11 protein-coding genes are annotated in these 17,495 nt (G+C 60.2%); 3 read left to right on the forward strand and 8 right to left on the reverse strand.

Annotation, left to right across the window (positions count from 1 at the left end; genetic code table 11):
- Nucleotides 1-112 precede the first annotated feature (112 nt).
- The 3 genes from ABXS05_RS09525 to ABXS05_RS09535 are packed head-to-tail and all read right to left on the reverse strand — an operon-like array spanning nucleotide 113 to nucleotide 3,976.
- On the reverse strand, nucleotides 113-1,444 hold the full coding sequence (locus tag ABXS05_RS09525) for a glycosyltransferase family 4 protein (RefSeq protein ID WP_367623719.1): 1,332 nt from the start codon (nucleotides 1,442-1,444) through the stop codon (nucleotides 113-115).
- Complete coding sequence (locus tag ABXS05_RS09530) at nucleotides 1,428-3,467, reverse strand: capsule polysaccharide biogenesis protein (protein WP_367623720.1); 2,040 nt, start codon at nucleotides 3,465-3,467, stop codon at nucleotides 1,428-1,430. The genes ABXS05_RS09525 and ABXS05_RS09530 overlap by 17 nt, the downstream gene beginning before the upstream one ends.
- Entirely contained in the window at nucleotides 3,467-3,976 is a 510-nt protein-coding gene (locus tag ABXS05_RS09535; RefSeq protein ID WP_367623721.1) for a hypothetical protein, read from the reverse strand. Before ABXS05_RS09535 ends, ABXS05_RS09530 begins: the two co-directional genes overlap by 1 nt.
- A gap of 354 nt (nucleotides 3,977-4,330) precedes the next feature.
- Here ABXS05_RS09535 and ABXS05_RS09540 point away from each other — a divergent pair, with 354 nt between their 5' ends.
- Both ABXS05_RS09540 and ABXS05_RS09545 read left to right on the forward strand, forming a co-directional pair.
- A complete protein-coding gene (locus tag ABXS05_RS09540; protein WP_367623722.1) occupies nucleotides 4,331-5,503 on the forward strand; it encodes a polysaccharide biosynthesis/export family protein in 1,173 nt (390 codons plus the stop codon).
- Between the two features lie 478 nt (nucleotides 5,504-5,981).
- Complete coding sequence (locus tag ABXS05_RS09545; RefSeq protein WP_311934779.1) at nucleotides 5,982-7,421, forward strand: mannose-1-phosphate guanylyltransferase/mannose-6-phosphate isomerase; 1,440 nt, start codon at nucleotides 5,982-5,984, stop codon at nucleotides 7,419-7,421.
- Nucleotides 7,422-7,520: 99 nt separating this feature from the next.
- Here ABXS05_RS09545 and ABXS05_RS09550 read toward each other — a convergent pair whose 3' ends face one another.
- From ABXS05_RS09550 to ABXS05_RS09570, 5 genes are all read right to left on the reverse strand, one after another.
- Nucleotides 7,521-8,828: a glycosyltransferase family 4 protein gene (locus ABXS05_RS09550; RefSeq protein WP_311934758.1), complete on the reverse strand. Its 1,308-nt coding sequence runs from the start codon at nucleotides 8,826-8,828 to the stop codon at nucleotides 7,521-7,523.
- A gap of 246 nt (nucleotides 8,829-9,074) precedes the next feature.
- Nucleotides 9,075-10,535, reverse strand: coding sequence for a hypothetical protein (locus tag ABXS05_RS09555; protein WP_311934757.1), 1,461 nt, complete (start codon nucleotides 10,533-10,535; stop codon nucleotides 9,075-9,077).
- Nucleotides 10,536-10,635: 100 nt separating this feature from the next.
- Entirely contained in the window at nucleotides 10,636-13,578 is a 2,943-nt protein-coding gene (locus ABXS05_RS09560) for a glycosyltransferase family protein (RefSeq protein WP_367623723.1), read from the reverse strand.
- Between the two features lie 110 nt (nucleotides 13,579-13,688).
- Nucleotides 13,689-14,753, reverse strand: coding sequence for a GSCFA domain-containing protein (locus ABXS05_RS09565; RefSeq protein ID WP_367623724.1), 1,065 nt, complete (start codon nucleotides 14,751-14,753; stop codon nucleotides 13,689-13,691).
- A 20-nt stretch (nucleotides 14,754-14,773) separates the two neighbouring features.
- A complete protein-coding gene (locus tag ABXS05_RS09570) occupies nucleotides 14,774-15,694 on the reverse strand; it encodes a WcbI family polysaccharide biosynthesis putative acetyltransferase (protein ID WP_367623725.1) in 921 nt (306 codons plus the stop codon).
- Nucleotides 15,695-16,400: 706 nt separating this feature from the next.
- On the opposite strand from ABXS05_RS09570, the gene ABXS05_RS09575 reads away from it, so the two are divergent.
- Nucleotides 16,401-17,471, forward strand: coding sequence for a KpsE/RkpR family capsule polysaccharide export protein (locus ABXS05_RS09575; protein ID WP_311934753.1), 1,071 nt, complete (start codon nucleotides 16,401-16,403; stop codon nucleotides 17,469-17,471).
- The last annotated feature ends 24 nt before the right edge of the window (nucleotides 17,472-17,495 follow it).

Raw genomic sequence — 17,495 nt, forward strand, 5'->3', positions numbered from 1 at the left:
TTTGCCTATAATCACAAAGGAGTTTTATCGAAGGCCGGTTCTATATAGTAGAAAATTGTGTCTCGAATGGGAAAATGTCGTTAGGTCACGTGGTATCATGCGGTAGCTCGCCTCAGGCGGGACTCCTGCTGGCAAAGTTGTTTTTCGGAGCCGCATGCTCGAAGTGATCCCGCACGGCTTCGAGGGCTTGCTGCACGTGATCCCGCCAGGTGGGGAGGGCGGCACGGGTGCTGAGCTCGAAGCGGTCCGAGGCCAGTGCCGTCACCGCACCCATCCATTGCGGCAGGTCGATGGGATCGACCAGGCTGATGCCATGATGGCCGGCGAGTTCGGCCACCTCGCGATGCGCGGGAATGTCGGAGGCGATCACCGGCACGCCGAGGGCATTGGCTTCGAGGATCGGCAGTCCGAAACCCTCCACCAGTGATGGCTGAACCATGCCGTGTGCGCCGGCGATCAGGCAAGCGACGGCGGCGTCGCTGAGGTCGGCCACTTCCACGACATGGCGGGCCAGCGGGGCGGCGTGGGTCAACAGATCCAGGACCTGCTCGACCTTCCAGCCCCGCCGTCCTACCAGCACCAGGCGCGGACAGGCCGCGCCGAGCTTCTCGGCAAGACGGCGCCAGAGCAGCAGCAGCAAGGCGTGATTCTTGCGCGCCTCGATGGTGCCGAGGCAGACGAAATAAGGAATCTGAGAAGAAGGCGGGCGCAGGGCGGTGCGCGTGAGGAATTCGTTTTCGACGGCCAACGGCACCACCACCACGCGCGGCGCGGCAGGCCGGCGCTCGCCGCGCGGAATGGCCGTCGCCAGCCAGGCCATGAAGCGGTCGCGTGAATAGGCCGAGTTGGCGATGATCAGGTCGGCATGCTGCAGCAGGGAGAGCATGCGGCGGTGATGTTTGGCCGCCTCGCCTTCGCGGCAGAATTCCGGAAAGTCGACCGGAATGAGGTCGTGCAGCATGGCGACGATGCGTGCCCCGCGCCGCTTCATCTCCTGAATCTTGAGAGTGTTCTCCAGGCCCGAATGAGAGGTATTGAGATACACCGATCCGCGCAGATTGAGAGGCAGGTCGCGGGTGCCGAAGACCTGCCGCATGCCGGTGAGCGCCACCCGGGCGGCGGAAGGTTCGGTCCGGTTGGTTTCGGCCAGGCGCCGGCAGCCGCGTTCGGAGGCCCACACCGGCGTGGCGAGATAATCGGTCAGATCGGTGTAGATGCGATCCTTTTCGACATCGGATCCCTGCCAGGCCGAAGATTCCGGGGAAGGGAGAAGCTTGTCGACGCGCCGCAAACCGTTGAAGCCCGGGATCTTGGCGACGAAGGAAACGTCCCCGGCCATGTCGGGCAGGAGCCGGATATAGGCGGCATCGACCCGATCGATGCCGGTGGGCGTGGTGCGGATGAGCCGGCGCAGATGCCGCGATACGTCAAAAAGAAACTGCATTGCGGGGCCACCAGCGTATGATTCGGCGCAAGGGGTTGGTTCTGCCGGCGGGAGCCTGGCGCGCTGCGCTCAGCCAGCTCACCGCATCTTCGGCCTCCATCGGCAGCCCTCGGACTGGGTGCAGATAGCTCGGATAAAGGATGAGGGCGGCAGCCACCAATTCATCGAGCGTGCGGCGGCGCGTGCGGCGGGAAATGGCGACGCGGTCGGTCGTCAGGCCCCAGCCGGCGAAGAAGGGGGCTCCGTGGCAGATGACGGGCTTGTTTCGCAGCAAGGCTTCGAACCCTGCCAGCGAGGTGCGTACATGCACTTCGTCGGCAAAGTCGATCCAGGCCGCGGCATCCCCCGACACCGCCAGATGATCGGCCAGGGCGCCGGCGGCAGTCGGGTCGCTCAGGCCGGGCCGTTTGCCGGCCACCAGATCGGGATGCTCCTTGAAAATGATGAAGGCGTCGGGGCATTCGCGGCGGACGGCCCGCAGAAATTCGAGATTGCTGGCATGGCTGGGCAGGCCGAGCCTGAGGGATTGGTCATCGGGCACCTGCCCGGCCACCAGTACGCGCCGGCGCCCCCTTGCCTGCCGATGGACCTCGTCGGGCACATCGCTGCGCAGATTATATTTGGTCAGGCCGGCCTGCAGGATCGCCTGCCGCAGCCGCGCGGCGCGCTCGGTGAGTTCGACGGGAAAAGTGCCGGTCTCCAGAAGGGTCTCGAGATCGCTGGCGGTGGTGGCATCATAATAGATACCGCTCGCATCGAAGCACAGCGAGATCGGGACGGTGCCGGGAAAGCCGAGTCCGACCGATCTGAGGAAGCCGTCCTCGACCGCGATCGCCGCAGCCCCGTTAGCGGAAGACCGTGGCAGGCCCCAGCTGAGCTGACGTGCCTTTCCGGATGCCGTGGCGTTGAAGCGAAGGGTGGCGCCCGGAGCGGCGCAATAGCGCCGGAGTATCGGCCGCTTGTGCAGCTTGATGGCGACGGCCTCGGTTTCCCCGCGCCAGCGCCCGGCATGGGCACGCCAGCCCTGCAGCCTTGCGATCGCCTGTTCGGGGCCGGTGGCGCGGCCGGTGATCGGATCGGCGTAGAGCGGGTAGCGGATCAGGGCGGCGTCGACGAGGTCGACGATGTCGAGCGGGTTCCCGGCCCGCGCCTGGCGGCGCACCAGGGCTTCGCGTGCGCCGGGCAGCACCGGCCGGTCCTCGCTCAATCCCCACCCCGCATAGAAGGGCACGCCATAGCACCGCACCGGCAATCCACGCAGAAGGGCGTCGAAGCCGAGCTGGCTCGACACGGTCCAGACCTCATCCACTTCATCGAGCACGGCGTGGGGGGAAACGGCATCGTCGAGCCGGCGCAGATGGGAGGCGGCCGGGAGGCCGGCGAAGCTGCCCCGGGCCCGGCCCGCCATCACATCCGGATGCGAGCGGATGATGATCTGGGCGTCCTGCAAGGCGAGGGCATCGGCCAGCATGGCGGCAAAGCTCGTCCCGTCGGCGCAGGCGCCGGCGATCGACAGGTCGCCCGCGACCTGCTCCACCAGCAGGATGCGGCGGTTCCCGCGCGGCCCGAGCCCCAATGGCCTGTCGGGCAGATGGTTATATTTGGTCAGCCGATGATGCACGATCTCGTCGCGCAGGGCGGTGGCGCGTGGCCGGGTCTCGCGAAAATTCCCCAGTGCCAGTTCGTGCTCGAGCCGCGATTGCGTGCGGGCGTCGTAATAGACGCCGAGGTCGTCCATCACCACCGAAACGGCCGCCGCCCCGGTCTTGCCGAGGCCGACAGAGCGCAGGAAGCCGTCCTCCAGGGTGAAAAAGGGGCGAGCCAGCCGGGCAGCCGCATGCCTGGCCCAGCGGGCCGGCAGCTTGCGGCCCCAGCCGGCGACGGCATCCACCCTGCGTCCCGCCCGCTCCAAGGCCACCAGCCGATACTCCGGCAGCAACTCGCCGAGATCCGGGAAACGCAGCAGGGTGACCAGCGGCAGGCCGATAACGCTGCCAGGACGTGGCAACCAGGACCGGTCCATCAGCATGACCCTGGAAAGGCAGTGGCGGGCACGGCGCGCAGGGTGCCCAAGATGCCCATGACGGAAGGCGGCTTCGGGGATGGTTGCAGGGGCGCCTGCATCAGGTGGCGCATGACCGGGATCGATGACCTGAATCTGAAAGACGTGACCGCTTGCCGTTCCCAGCGGAATGGAACTGCACGGGCCCGCGCAAACGCCGCCGGCAAAGAGGCGCGTCCTACTACTAAAGGAGTAATCTTTGTATCTTCAGCAGGCTTTGAGCCTTTACGGTTCTCAGTCGAGATGTCTCTCTGGGGAGTTCGAGCGAAAACCTCGCTGTCGATTGTCAGTATATTATAAGAATACCTTTTTTTGCTCTTGAAGAAAGTGGAAAAAATCAGGTGGCAAATTAAGGAAAGTTTCTCACAAGAGAATCTAATGTGTAGATTTCGTGACGGGATGGCTGCCAGGAGCGGCGCAATTTCTGTTGCATTATCACGGAAAGTTTGCAAATTGGCGCGGGCTGCCATGCAGCCTCCTTCGGTTGGCACTGCCAGAGCCCTCCGCCAATCCCTATGGCTCCTACTTACCTTTCGGGAGACCGAAACGGAAGCGAAAATATGGGAGCGACGGAAAGCGGGACTGCGAGGTCGCCCGAGCGAATGAGGTCTCCATGGTGGGTTGGATGGAAGTCGATTCGGGTTTGAAGTTGTGACGTTCATTTCATCGGCGCCGGCGAGAAAAGCTCGAAGGGGCCTGATGTTTGGGCAAATGTTACCTCCTTCTGAACAGAGATCTTTACCACAAAAAGCATCAAGGCTTGTTCCAGTCCGTCAGTGATGGGAAAAAAGATAGGGTGCCGTTGAAAAGCGAGTGATGTCGAAGTGTTGCGTATTCCAATCATTCTCCTGATCACCGCCAGCCTTGCGGCTTGTTCCAGCTTGCCGAATGCTGGCCCCACGGCCAAAACCATTCTGAGCCGTCAGCAGAATGGCGGTGCGCAGTCGCGCGGCGTCGCCAGTCCCTATTCCATCTTCGACGTCAATGCCGGGACGGTTGCCGTACTGTCGCGGCATCGCCCGACCGGTTTCCTCGGCAGTTTCGCGGCAGGCGGCCCGCCGTCGAGCGGGACGCTGGGCATCGGCGACATGGTGTCGGTCTCCATCTTCGAGGCGAGCTCGGGTGGCCTGTTCGGCACCTCCGACGCTACCGGCAGCGCCGGCAGCAAGAGCGTGCAGCTGCCGCCCCAGCAGATCGATCGCGGCGGGCGCATCAACGTGCCCTATGCCGGCAGCGTCGTCGCCGCCGGCCGTACGCCGGCCCAGGTCGGCCAGGCCATCGTCAGCGCCTTGTCGTCCAAGGCGATCGAGCCGCAGGTGCTGGTTACTCTTACCCAGAATGCCGCCAATCTCGTCACGGTCTCCGGCGAAGTCGGCCAGGGCGGCCGCTTCCCCCTCGCCGTCAAGGGCACGCGCGTGCTCGATGCGATCGCCCTGGCCGGCGGTCCGCAGGCAGCGGCCCACGACCTCTTCGTCCGCCTGACGCGGGGGTCGCGCACGGGCGTGGAAAGCCTGACCTCCCTGGTCTCCAATCCGCGCGAGAACATCTATCTGCGCGCGGACGATCAGCTCTTCATCTATCGCGAGCCGCGTACCTTCACGGTGCTCGGCGCCACCGGCAAGAACGACACCATCGATTTTACGAGCGACAGGGTCACCCTCGCCGAAGCCATCGGCAAGTCGGGCGGCTTGAACGATTCGCGTTCGGATGCGAGCGGCGTCTTCGTATTCCGCTACGAGGATGCAGCTGCCTTTCGCGAACTCAGGGGCGGCGCGACATCCGGTGGCTATCGTTCGGGCAGCGTGCCCGTCGTCTATCGCCTCGACATGAAGAATCCGGGTTCCTTCCTGTGGTCGCAACGCTTCTTGATGCGCAACAAGGACGTGCTCTACATCTCCAACGCACCGTCGACCGATCTCGCCAAGTTCCTGCAGATGATCGGCGGGGGCGTGGGCATCGTCAGTGCCGGTGCCAATCTCTCGACGATCGGGCGCTGAGCCCAAGCTCTCGAACGGCTTTTCTTCAACGCGCCTCGCCCGAAAGGGCGGGGCGCGTTTGTTTTGGCAACATGGCCTCGCTCGCCCGGATCGAGCTGGTGCCGGCAGCCGTGTTGTGAATTTGAAATTACCTTGAGTAACTATAGTAATATAATACTAGTCATCGTCGCGATGGAGTAGGAGAGCCCTGTGCTCTGATGGGCAGGGCTGATGCGCTGTTGCATAACTTGTTGGTAATAAAGATTTTATTTTTAGGCGGAGATTGCGCCCCTTGCTCAGAGCGGACGGGCGGACGACGCATACGAAGGTATTATTAGAGGCAGCGGCCTTATCTTTGCCTCGATGTTCTGGAATTTCGCTTGCTTGTCGTGGAGGAGTTGATGTTTGTGCGCACGAATCCTTGCTGAGATAACGTTACGTTATCTGGATTTGTTGCAAGGCTGGAACCTGTCTGGAGGTATTTGTGGCGTCCGAAATCATGGAATTCAAGCGCGAGCCGTCCAATCCGATTCGTCCCCTGATCATGTGCGGCGGCTCAGGAACCCGGCTCTGGCCGGCTTCCCGCTCCAACCGTCCCAAACAATTCCTGCCTCTCTTCGGGGCGCTGTCGACGTTTCAGGAAACCCTGCGTCGGGTTGCCGATGCGGGCCTGTTCGGACGCCCCGTCATCGTCACCAACAAGGACCATCGCTTTCTGGTCTCCGATCAGTTGGAGGCGCTCGGCATCGAGGCCGATGTTCTGCTGGAGCCGGAAGCGCGTGACTCCGGTCCGGCCATCCTCGCCGGTGCGCGCCATATCGCCGATCAGGACGGTGAAACGGCCCTGGTGCTTGCCCTGGCTGCCGATCACATGGTGCGGGATGTCGAGGGCTTCCAGCGGGCATGCAGGCAAGCCGGCACTGCGGCCCGTGCCGGCCATATCGTCACCTTCGGCATCGAGCCGACAGGCCCTGCCACCGGCTATGGCTATATCGAGCCGGGTGAGGAGATCGTCGCTGGCGGACGGCACGTGGTCCGCTTTGTCGAGAAGCCGGATGCCACGACGGCGGAACGCTATGTCGGCGAGGGCTTTTTGTGGAACTCGGGCAATTTCCTGTTCCAGGCGGGCGTGATGCTCGCTGACTATGCGATGCACGACCCTGAGACGGCTGACGCGGTTGGCGAGGCCGTCGCCACGGCACAGAGCGATCTCGGTTTCCTGCGCCTCGATGCAACTGCTTTCGCACGTGCCGAGGCCCGCTCCATCGACTATGCGGTGATGGAGCGTACGGCGCGCGCGGCCGTGGTGGCTGCGACCTTCGACTGGTCGGATGTCGGCTCCTGGAGTGCCGTGCGCGATCTCTACGCCCTGGATGAGGCGGGCAATGCCGCCCGTGGCCAGGCGGCCTTCGTCGACGCCCGTGCCAATTTCGTCTCCACGGATGGCCCGCTGGTCGCCATTGCCGGTCTCGACGACGTCGCCGTCATCGTCACGCCCGATGCCGTCCTGGTCGCCCGCCGTGACGATGCAGCCGGCGTCAAGGCGCTGGTCGAACAGCTCAAGGCGAGCCACCGCCTCCTGACACAGGAGCACCGGCAATCCTTCCGCCCCTGGGGCAGCTATCGCTCGCTGGATTTGAGCGAACGGCACCAGGTCAAGTCCATCGTGGTCAAACCGGGCGGGCGCCTGTCATTGCAGAAGCATCATCACCGTTCCGAGCACTGGATCGTGGTGCGTGGTACCGCTCTCGTCACCATCGGTAGTGAGGTCAAGTCGGTGCATGAGAATGAATCCGTCTATATCCCGATCGGTGCGGTGCATCGCATGGAGAACCCCGGCAAGATCGATTTGGAAATCATCGAAGTGCAGACCGGCGGCTATCTTGGCGAGGATGACATCATCCGCATCGAGGACATCTACAATCGCGAGGCGTCGTGACGGCGAGCCGTTAGGCCGGTGAAAAGCCCCTGCCGAAATTTGCAACGGCAGGGGGCGAAGGGGGATGGAAAATCCGTTTCGATTTTCCCCCTCCCTACCCTACAGGAGGCCTTCGTAGAGCTTGGTGAGCCGTTCCGCGTAAGCCTGTTCTGAGAATTTGGCCGATTGCGCCTGTCCGCGCCCGACAAGCTCGGCGCGCAGCTCCGCGTCGCCGTCAAGAGCACGGATGCCGCGCATCATATCGACGGTGTCGGTGGGATCCACCAGAACGGCAGCATCGCCGGCAACTTCCGACAGCGAGGAACCTTTTGAAGTGAGGACTGGCGTACCCAGCAGCATCGCTTCGAGCACGGGCAGGCCGAAGCCCTCGTAGAGTGATGGGAACAGAACCGCCTTTGCTCCCCGGATCAGCGAGATCAATTGAAGCAGAGGTACATAGTCGAGGCGCCGGATACGGATATCCTCTTTCAGATGCCGACCGTCAAAAAGATAGCCGCGCGATTTGTGCTCTCTTATTTTCCGAAGATCGGCACCGTATTGCCAGCCCAGGCCTCCGACCACGACGAGCGGACTCCGGGTGTCGCTTGCAACGAAGGCGTCGATCAGGCGGGACAGGTTTTTCTTCGGTTCGATCGCCCCATAAAAAAGATAATAGTCTTTATAGTTTAGATCGTAGAAGCTCTTCACGATGTCCTCGACCTCATTCGTCGGAATTTCGAGAAGATCTTGGGGAATGGATACGGCTTGGTAAGTGTTGACTACCTTTTCAGGGGAAACGCCCGTCAAGCCGATGATGTCGTTCCGCGAGGTCTCCGATACGGTCACGATCCTATCCGCGGTCTGCGCGAGATACCGGATCATATTCACAAAATAGCTCTTGTCGTCCGTTGTCGCCTCCGGCATGCGCAGGGGCACAAGGTCGTGAATCGTGTAGATATTCTTGGCGCCCGGCACGCTGAGCGGAATGACTTGCGTGGTGTGGAAGATGTCCGGCGGCTGGTCGAGAAGTATCCTGGCGCTTTTGCCGTAGCGCTGGAAATGCAGGCGAGCCATTTCGTGATAACGCGATGCGACATAGGCGTCCTGCACGCCACCGCTACGTTTCTCCCACTGCTCGGATTGGACGGAGATCTTGTCGCTTTCGAGCCGCACGGTCGGTATGCCAAAGGGCGCCCCGAGCATGCGGCGCAGCGTCGTGCCGACGAGCGCCTTGCGTCTTCCCGGAGGGCTGAAGAGTCCGGCCTCCGTAGATTGCGGATCACCCAGCCGAAGGCGGCGGTTCGTGTGCAGCAATCCCCCTATGTCGTAGCCGAGTTCCTTGGAGGTCTTGCAGAGATTGCGCGCATAGGTGGCGATGCCTGTCCCCGACGGGAGGGAGAGATTGTAGAGCTCATAGAGGATGCGCATTCCTCGCCTCCTTATTTCCCAGGTGGAGCAAGGCTTTGCGGGAAATCGTCTGCGTTCTGCAGGCGGTGTTGGGCCCCTTGGCGGACGGTATGCTGATGCCTTCGTCAGGCGTCGAAGACCGAACCGGGCGCTCTTCGATCCACTGGCTTGTGCGATCCATTCAGGCCTGTTCCCATTCGCACCACTGAACTGAGATTCCTATACGTCATATCAGTTCAAAATATAAACACTTATCAGTATCTTTCCTTATTTTCCGTCGATGATTTCGATCTTTGTGCCGTCCCCCTGGTCAATAAGTCCAGATGTTCCAGGTTGAATATTACCTCTTAAGACTTGGATTCGAGAAAATTCATCCTTATTCCCTGGAGCCGTTGAGAAGGAATAGGCAAAGTTCGGTTTCTTGGCTGCATCAAGAGGGCTTCTGTCTGTCATCGTGAGGCCGTTGAAGTGCAGTGTGGTGTTCAGCTGGTCTGGTGTGCCTCGTATCGCGGGAAGAGAACTGAACGGACCGCAATTGGCGCAGCTCGCCCGGACGGCGGCCGTCCGAGGCCAGGGAAATTTACCACCCCAGATTTTCGTGCTGCCGGCCAGTGCATTCGGTTGGTCGCAGATTGCGTCGGTGAGATAGTGGCTGCCACCGACGGCCCAGAAACATTCCAGTCCCGGGCTCGCTGCGTGCGGCGAGACGAGGTGAGCACCGTTGGAGTAGCGCGAGAACCAGAAGCCAACGCCCTGTGGCTCATAGGCCAGGCAGTTGATGCAGGTGGTCGAAATCAGGCCCGGCTGGACCTGGCCAAGATTGGCGCGGCGGTCTGAGCCGCCGAAGAAAAAGCCTGTACCGGCAATGCTGGAGCCATGCCAGGGATCGTCGGCAGCGGGATAGTAGCTGCTCATCTTGTCCGGCCGGAGAAAAGGCTTCTGGGTTACCTGGGCGTTGAAGCTGGCAGCATTGACGATCTGGGCCGATGCCCCGCCCCCTTCATCGACACAGAAGCCGATGCGCGAATAGCGGTCCTCGACATTGGTCAGGCGAGCAGCGACTCCGGAGCCGATGTCGATGCCGCAGCCTTGATAATAGTCCGGATCCCAATTGTGCCGGCCAGCGCCGGCATAGCTGGTGCGGGTATCGCGGATGGACACGCCCCAGGGCCCCAGAGACTGCTTGCCATTGGAGAGGTCGAAATTTGCGACCATGATATTGTTGTCGAAGCCGCGGGTCACTTCGGCTTCGGCGATCTCGCAGCGATCGCACATCACGAGGACGGCGACGGCCATGCCGTCATTCGCCTTGGCCTTGCCTTGTGGGTTGTCGACCAGGCCGGTGCCGGGCACGTATTTGATGGCGTCGTTCGAAGCGAGCGGAGCGAAGGCGGTATTGACGAATTGTCCGCCATTCATGTCGAACTTGCAGCCGATCACCTTCGCGCCGACCGCCGCCTGCGTCATGATCAGCGCTGGAGAGGCCGTGGTGCCCGGCCGGTCGACGACCAAGGTGGTGTTGGGCCCTTTGCACCGCAGCACCTGTCCCGGGGTTCGCATCTCGATCCAGCGGCTGCGCAAGGCATATTGTCCCGCCGGAAGCTCGACGTCCGCTCCGGAGGCCAGCAGGGCGTTTATGGCGCTTGCCGCATCGGCCTTGCCGAGTCCGGTCAGGGCTGTCTCTGCCGAACCGGGGTGGCAAGCCAACATGGCAGCGGCGATCCCCAAGAGGGCTGCATATAGGCGCATCGGGGAGACCGGGGACCGAGAGCGTTTTTCACCTGCCTTCGCGGGCAGGCCTTCGGTGCGATGTCGCCGCCACACCGGCTCAGGATCCCTGCTTGGCGCCGGCCGCATGCTTGGCCGGCAGGATACGGGAGACGTCGCCGTTGGCCTGGGCCCACCAGACATCCTTCTGCTTCTTCATCCTGAGCCAGACGCGGTCAAAATTGCGGCGCGCTTCCAGATAGGCATTCCGCAGATCCCATCCGCCCGCATAGACGGCCCTGAATTGCGAAACCAGCAATTCCAGATTGGGCAGTAATGTGTCGAGCTCGGCGGCCGCTTGATCGTCGGCGATATCCACCACGCTTGTGGCGACGAAGGGCCGGCCGGCCACCTGGCGGATCACCGCGAGCTTGCCTTGTTTGGAAAGCAGCTCCCCGAGGCCGAACATTTCCTGGGTGAGTGGGTCGCGTTTCAGCAGGCAGCGCACGACATGGAATACAAAGGCATCGCCTTCGAGGGGCCAGAAGTCGGCAAGGCTGTATTGCGCGCGCGCGTGGTTGATGGCGGACACGATAGGGCGATCGAACAGGCCGATCTCCGTCAGGCGGACATTCGCTCTCTCCAGGATTTGGATGATGCCCTGGTAGCGGGACAGGGGGCCGATCCGGGCTCCAATGCCATCGAAATTGAGATCGAGGCCAGCAGCTCGGGCGCTCGCATGCAGAGCCGCCTCCAGCCACGGGCCCGGGAGCAGCAGCAATTGCACGATGTTCCGATCCTGAGCGGTTCCGAATGCGGGCTGCCCCACCGTTGCAGTATCCTGGCACAGCTTGAGCCGCTTGACCCAGCGCTGCTCCAGCGTCTCGATCAAGGCGGTCGATGCCAGCTCGGTCTTCGTCAACAGCTCTCCCTGATCGTATATTTGCGCTTGGGCCGCGAATTCGAGCGCGGGTGCCTCGTCGTGGAGAAGTGCCAGCATGGCCACGACCTTGGCGGGCCAGGCAATGGCCGTTTCGTCGCGGAGATCCACTCCGAGGATGCGGATCATCTTGTCCCTGTCGGTCATGCTCGGTTCTCGCTTCAAGAAGCAGCGATAGGCATTCACGAAGCATTCCGTCATGCGGGGAAAGAAAAAGCTGTCGATCTCGTAGTGATCTTTCCAATATTGGATGCCGAGAGGGGCCGAGTAGGTGGTTTCGAATTTTCCGGGATTGTCCAGCTTCAATGTCTTGATCTGCGCAGCCCGGTCGGCGCTATCCGGTTGTGTCTTCTCCAGATAATACAGGGCGTTTTCTGGCAGTCTGCGGCGAACCCTTGCCAGGAACTGCTCAAACGGGATCGCGAGCAGGGACCAGGTACTGAATGCGCTCTCGTCGATGAAGTTGCGGGCGCCGGTTTCCGACGCGACCTCGTGCAGCGACATAGCCAGCTTTGGCATCTCGACCGTCATCGGATGTTCGGCAGCATAGCGGGCGGCCCGGGCGCAAGCGCTCTGATAGACCTTTTCGTCGCGCATCCAGGCCATGAGGCCGGGCAGGTCGTGTTCGTCGGCGAAGATGGCGAATTCGCGCAGGTCCAGGAAGGGATTGTGGGGCGGCAGGATGACCGGCTGATGGAAGTTCATCACCAGGCGCGCTGTACCGCTGTTGTTCCAATGGTCGTAGTCATGCTGGGGCAGGTAATAGTAATCCGCCTCGGCGAGGCGCTGCATGAGTTCGGAATCTTCGACCCAGCCGGTGCCGAGGTTGCATTGGATGTTTCGGTCGGCAATGAGGCCCCGCAACTTCTCGACATCATATTCGCTGCCTGTGGCGACCGAGCCGACGAGCTTGCCCTTCAGCCGTTGGACGACATCCAGAAGCGCATCGAAATTCTTGCCACCCCATTGGAAGAAACCGAAGAAGCCGATGACAGGCCGGTCCCGTCGATTCAGCGCCTTCTCGCTGCGCACCGGCGTCGGAGCGGGCTGCATGCCGTGCTCCACCCGCAAGATGTTGAAGACGTTCCCGGCCGCCTCGATCGTGGTGACGACCGGAATCGGGCTCTCGAGCCAGAATTGCTGGCGCGGAAACATGATGACGTTGTCGCGATCCAGCAAAGAATGCATGAAGACCACGGGCCTCAGGCCATGAGCGCGGTGAAGCGCCAGGAGCTTGGTGATCAGGTCCGTGGTCGCTTCGCCCTCCGAAAGCTCGGGATTGTAGCCATCGAACAGGCCCGGGCCGTGATTGACAATGACCACGGCGTCGCGGAGTTGCTCCGGCGGATAGGTCTCGAGCACTGCTGTCGTGCGGACCCGGTGCGTTTCCAGGCCGAAAGTTTCGATGCTGTCGGCGAGATAGCGGGCATGTTCGCCGATTCCGCATCGTTTGAAGAAACTGGGGCAAAGAACGAAGACGCGCGTCGGTGGCTTGTCGGCGAAGGTCGCCAGGATGTCCCGGCCGCCGCGATAGCCGTAATGCAGATAGTGCTGTTCAGCAGAACTGATCAGGCCCAGATCCAGCAGCGTACGGACGTCGGCAAAACGGCCGACATAGGCCTGGGCGTCGAAGGATGGCGAGCCCGCCGTCGCGATCCTGGTGATCTCCGACCGACCTGCGGGAATGCTGGCCTTGGTGCGTTGACGCCCCTGCGGGTCGACGATCTCGATGACCTCTTCCTTGGTCCAGCCCAGTGCACCCAGTTCCGTAAAGGCATGCAGATTGTCTGGATCCAGGACCGCGGCCTGCAGATAGGCCGAGCTTGCCGCCGTGGCATCTTTCTTCAGCTTGAGGACATGGCCGAGCTGCAGATGCGTGTCGGAAATGCCGGGCGAGAGTTGGAGCGAGCGTCGATAGGCATCCTCCGCTTCCTTGAGGTGGCCGCTTTCCTTCATGGCATGGCCATACTGGACCCAGATCTTCCATAATTTGGGGTTGATCGACAGGGCCTCGCGATAGGCGGACGCTGCCGCCGTCCAGTCGCGCCGGCGGCTGGCGTCTCGCCCCTCCGAGACCCAGCGTTTTGAAGATCTGAAGCCGAACATCCTCTGGAGACCGTTCATAGTGCAGCTCTCTCGAAACTCAAGTTTTGCTCATTCTTTTGAGGCATATTGTGATCAGTCTATATGCAGATCACAATTATTGCGGAATTCGATAGAAGAAGATCGTATTTTTATAATTTAACTATAGCTTCCTCGTCGCAGACTATTTGTCCAACGTTCCTGATTTCCTCCCGTAACTCGGAGGGGAGGGCAGGCGGAGAAGCTGCGGTCTTTTTGCTGCCGGCGACACAGTGAGCAAAGAAGACGCGCATGACGTGATCAACGCCCAATAATGAGACGGAACGCAAGTCGTCGAGATAGTAATTTCGCGATGTCGCGGGGCTGGTGATAATTTCGTAGGAAGGAAAATAGGCAACCCCAGGCCTGGCGAGAGAAATTTCTTCTGCTGCTACACGCAGCGAGGCTTTACTGTATGTATTCGAGACCAATACGTGCTGATCGCGGTAGGTCGCGATCAGCGGCACGGGGGATACGGTGAAGATAAAGCGAGCGTTTGGGTTGACCTTTCGAATGAGGTCGATCGAGGCGCACAGATCCTGAACGATCTCCGCGGTGGAGAAGTTGACGAATTTATAGACAGACTCGTCGAAGGTGCCGCCTGCGACTCCCGGTGCGAGCGGGATCACGGCGCCATCGGCGATATGGACCCACCCTTCAGTCAGGCCGAGCGTGAACACGAGAACATCCAACTCCTCGACGAGCCGGCGAACCTGGCCCAGATGCGCCTCGCGCGCGGAGCGCATGGCGTCCGTCGAGGCGAAGCCCGACGGCTGGATCTGGGGACGGAAAGGATCGACGAAATGCCCGCTCCGGTCGCGCCATTCAGGCAGATCCGGTGAGAATTCACCGAAAGCTCGCTCGATCAGCTGCCGCAATTGCCGCGCGGTGTAGATATTCCCGTAGCGTGCGGAGTAAACGCCGTAATTGTCAGCCTGGGCCGCCTCCCTGGACATGCCGGCCGGGGGTGGCTCCGTCATGAAGTAGTTGAAGCCGTGTCGCTGCAAGGCCTGGGATATATGCTGCGCAAAGCATGAGCCGGCGGCCGCCACTTTGTGGTCTTGCGCGAGTTCGAACGGAAAACGCACGAGCGGATCGATCGCAAACGGGGGAATTGCGGCCACCGACTGCCGCCAGAAGTGATGCGATGGGAGACCGCGATAAGGATTCTCCGGCATTTTACCCTCCTTCAAGGCTCTCACATTGCTGCTTTGTCGAGGAAGGCAGCGAGACTCTCGTCTGCCAGCCACTGGTCGACGCGCTCGCAAAGCAGGTCGGTTTTTGGAAAGTGCTTATAGGATTCAAAACTCTTCGATACAAAAGTATCCAAAGTGAAGAATTGAGTATTTTCTTTCAAGGCGTAGTTCGGTTTTTTGAAAATGTATGAGCCATTGAAGGCGAATTTTGAGGCTACTTCCGTATATACAGGCCATATCGCATCCATCTGAGCCGGGTCGACGACATAGTCTTTCCAATTGTTTTGGCGAGCTCGGATGCCGACCTTATCGAGGAGAAGCTGGGCTATGTCAGCCAGAACGATCAATTTCGCGTGGTTGATGGAATGCATGAAGCATCCCTCGCGGCTCCAGCGTGCGAGGTTTTCGGTGAGGTCGAATCCGAGGCGTTTGCCATTGGCCAATAGCGCGTCTGTAGAGGAATCCCAAAAATCAAAATACCCAAGTCTCTTATAGACGTTCTCTTTGAAGAGGTTGAGAGCTTCGATAACAGTATAATCCCTCTTGTATGCATACAATGCTATGGCCGAATTATATGGTCCAATTGGAGATAATATAAAGTTAGAATTTTCTTTCTTTTTATTCGAAACATAAACCAAATCGGGATGGAAGGCGGGAAATACGATGATGGGAAATTCGACGATGTTCGGGAGATCTTGACGAAGCCGTTCGAGGTTGGCGCCGGGGAAATTTCCAAATGCAACGTCTTGAACGAATACGTGATCGAAAGTTGCGAGGTCTCGAACAAAATCCTCGTAAGAACTAATCCAGTTTTGAATTTCCCACGAAATTGATTGCTTGATAAAAGAATTGGGGAGGAGGTATTTTAGTACTTCTGCCACGCCGAGAGCCTGACAATTTCCTACGACGGCAATTCGCGGCATATTTACCTCTGATCTCATAATTCCTGTTGGGCCTTGGTGCTTGCGTGCACGAAAACTTCTTCCCCACTTTCGTGCCAGGACATGAAACGGACTGGGCGCCGGCCTCGCGATCGTCATGAGATGATCGGATGAACCGATTGTGCCGCGCGTTCGGTGCGGGGGACGAGTGGTGCGCGGCCCGAGCGGAGCCTTCCCTTATGTTCGTACATAGATACTTTCATATAGGCAGACATTGAATCGGATATGCGACAATTGGGTTGATAGCGAGACTCTAGGCGATCAGAAATGTGGCTTTTTTGCAGGGCTATATATGTATATATGTGTCAATAAGTCTTTAGTATTAGGCGTTGTGGAATTTCATGAGCCTGGAACGACTCGAATCGCATTATGGTGTTTGACAAGTGCGATCGAGGGTGCTTGGTCATGATTGATATGCCGCTTCGGCATTGACGAGACACTCGGTGACAGACGAAACTCTTCAGCGATATCGCCATTTGGTGACCGAGGTGATCCAGGTCGAGCGGGCCTGTAGGGCCCGAGCGTAAATTTGGTCACATTGGCAGGTTATGGCGCGTTCAGCCAACACGCGGACAGGTAGGGCGGTTTGCCGGTAAACCTTCTTCAGCCGAAGCTCGGTAGCTCTCAGGGATTTCGCAGGAAGGGAGGCGCCAAGCGTAGCCTTAGGGAGCTATTGCGCCCCCGCACGATGTTTCTCATCGGGGTTGGCATACCGACGCTCGTGGCGTTGATTTACTATGGTTTCGTTGCCACCGATCGCTATGTTTCCGAGGCTAGTTTCGTCGTCAGAGGTATTTCGAGCAGTCGGACGTCGGGATTGGAAATGTTCTTTCGAACGTTTGGGCTGGCGAGAACTCAAGATGACACCAACGTTGTTCAAAATTATTTACTGTCCAGAGATGCTGTTCGGGCCCTGGAGAAACAGGTGCCATTGCGTAGCTATTTTTCTCCCGCGGGAGCGGATATAATCTCGAGGTTTCCTCGATTCTGGGCGGGAGAAAGCTTCGAAGATCTGTATGATTACTATCTCGATCGTGTGAGTGTCACGCAGCAACCCTCCAAGGGGATTTCGGTTTTGCGTGTCCAGGCCTTCGAACCGGCGCAAGCCAAGGCGATCGCCGAGGTACTGCTGAAGCTCGGCGAGGCCAAGGTCAACGAGATGAACGAGCGCGCACATGGTGACGCGATTGGCTCGGCCGAGCGTGATGTCGACGGTGCGGAAACTATTCTCAAGAACGCCCAGCAGGCTCTCGCAGATTTCAGAAATGCGGAGTACCTGATCGACCCAGGCGCGAATGCCCAATCCGTGCTTCAAACGATCACGACTTTGTCTACAGCCCTGGCAAATACCAGGGCTCAGATTGCGCAATCGTCCAAGAATGCGCCGGCGAACCCGGCTGCTTCCGCACTGGAGACCCAAAGCGCGGCCTATAGCGCGGGGATCGAGGCCGAGCGCGCGAAATTGGCCGGTTCGGCCGCTGCCCTGGCATCAAAGCTCGCCACCTATGATCGGCTGATCCTCGAACGCACCATGGCCGAAAAACGCCTTGCGGCGGCAATTTCGTCCTTGGGGTCGGCCCGTCAGGAGGCTCGTCGCCAGCAGATCTATATCGAGGAAATCACCGAGCCCAATCTTCCCGATAAATCCACCGAGCCGCGCCGGCTGCGCATGATCGCAACCTTCCTGGTGTTTTCCTTCGCGCTGACCGCCGTTGGGTGGCTGTTGGTCACGGGCTCGAAGGAGCATGTGTCGGAATGACCCATAGCGTCCCTCAACTGCCCC

It is taken from the genome of Labrys neptuniae (assembly GCF_040797145.1).
GTDB lineage: Bacteria > Pseudomonadota > Alphaproteobacteria > Rhizobiales > Labraceae > Labrys > Labrys neptuniae.

What these genes read in the sequence shown, in the direction of transcription:
- ABXS05_RS09525 (WP_367623719.1), bottom strand. Translation starts at nt 1,444, where the DNA reads ATGCAGTTTCTTTTTGACGTATCGCGGCATCTGCGCCGGCTCATCCGC.
- ABXS05_RS09530 (WP_367623720.1), bottom strand. Translation starts at nt 3,467, where the DNA reads ATGGACCGGTCCTGGTTGCCACGTCCTGGCAGCGTTATCGGCCTGCCG.
- ABXS05_RS09535 (WP_367623721.1), bottom strand. Translation starts at nt 3,976, where the DNA reads ATGGCAGCCCGCGCCAATTTGCAAACTTTCCGTGATAATGCAACAGAA.
- ABXS05_RS09545 (WP_311934779.1), top strand. Translation starts at nt 5,982, where the DNA reads ATGGAATTCAAGCGCGAGCCGTCCAATCCGATTCGTCCCCTGATCATG.
- ABXS05_RS09550 (WP_311934758.1), bottom strand. Translation starts at nt 8,828, where the DNA reads ATGCGCATCCTCTATGAGCTCTACAATCTCTCCCTCCCGTCGGGGACA.
- ABXS05_RS09560 (WP_367623723.1), bottom strand. Translation starts at nt 13,578, where the DNA reads ATGAACGGTCTCCAGAGGATGTTCGGCTTCAGATCTTCAAAACGCTGG.
- ABXS05_RS09565 (WP_367623724.1), bottom strand. Translation starts at nt 14,753, where the DNA reads ATGCCGGAGAATCCTTATCGCGGTCTCCCATCGCATCACTTCTGGCGG.
- ABXS05_RS09570 (WP_367623725.1), bottom strand. Translation starts at nt 15,694, where the DNA reads ATGCCGCGAATTGCCGTCGTAGGAAATTGTCAGGCTCTCGGCGTGGCA.
- ABXS05_RS09575 (WP_311934753.1), top strand. Translation starts at nt 16,401, where the DNA reads ATGTTTCTCATCGGGGTTGGCATACCGACGCTCGTGGCGTTGATTTAC.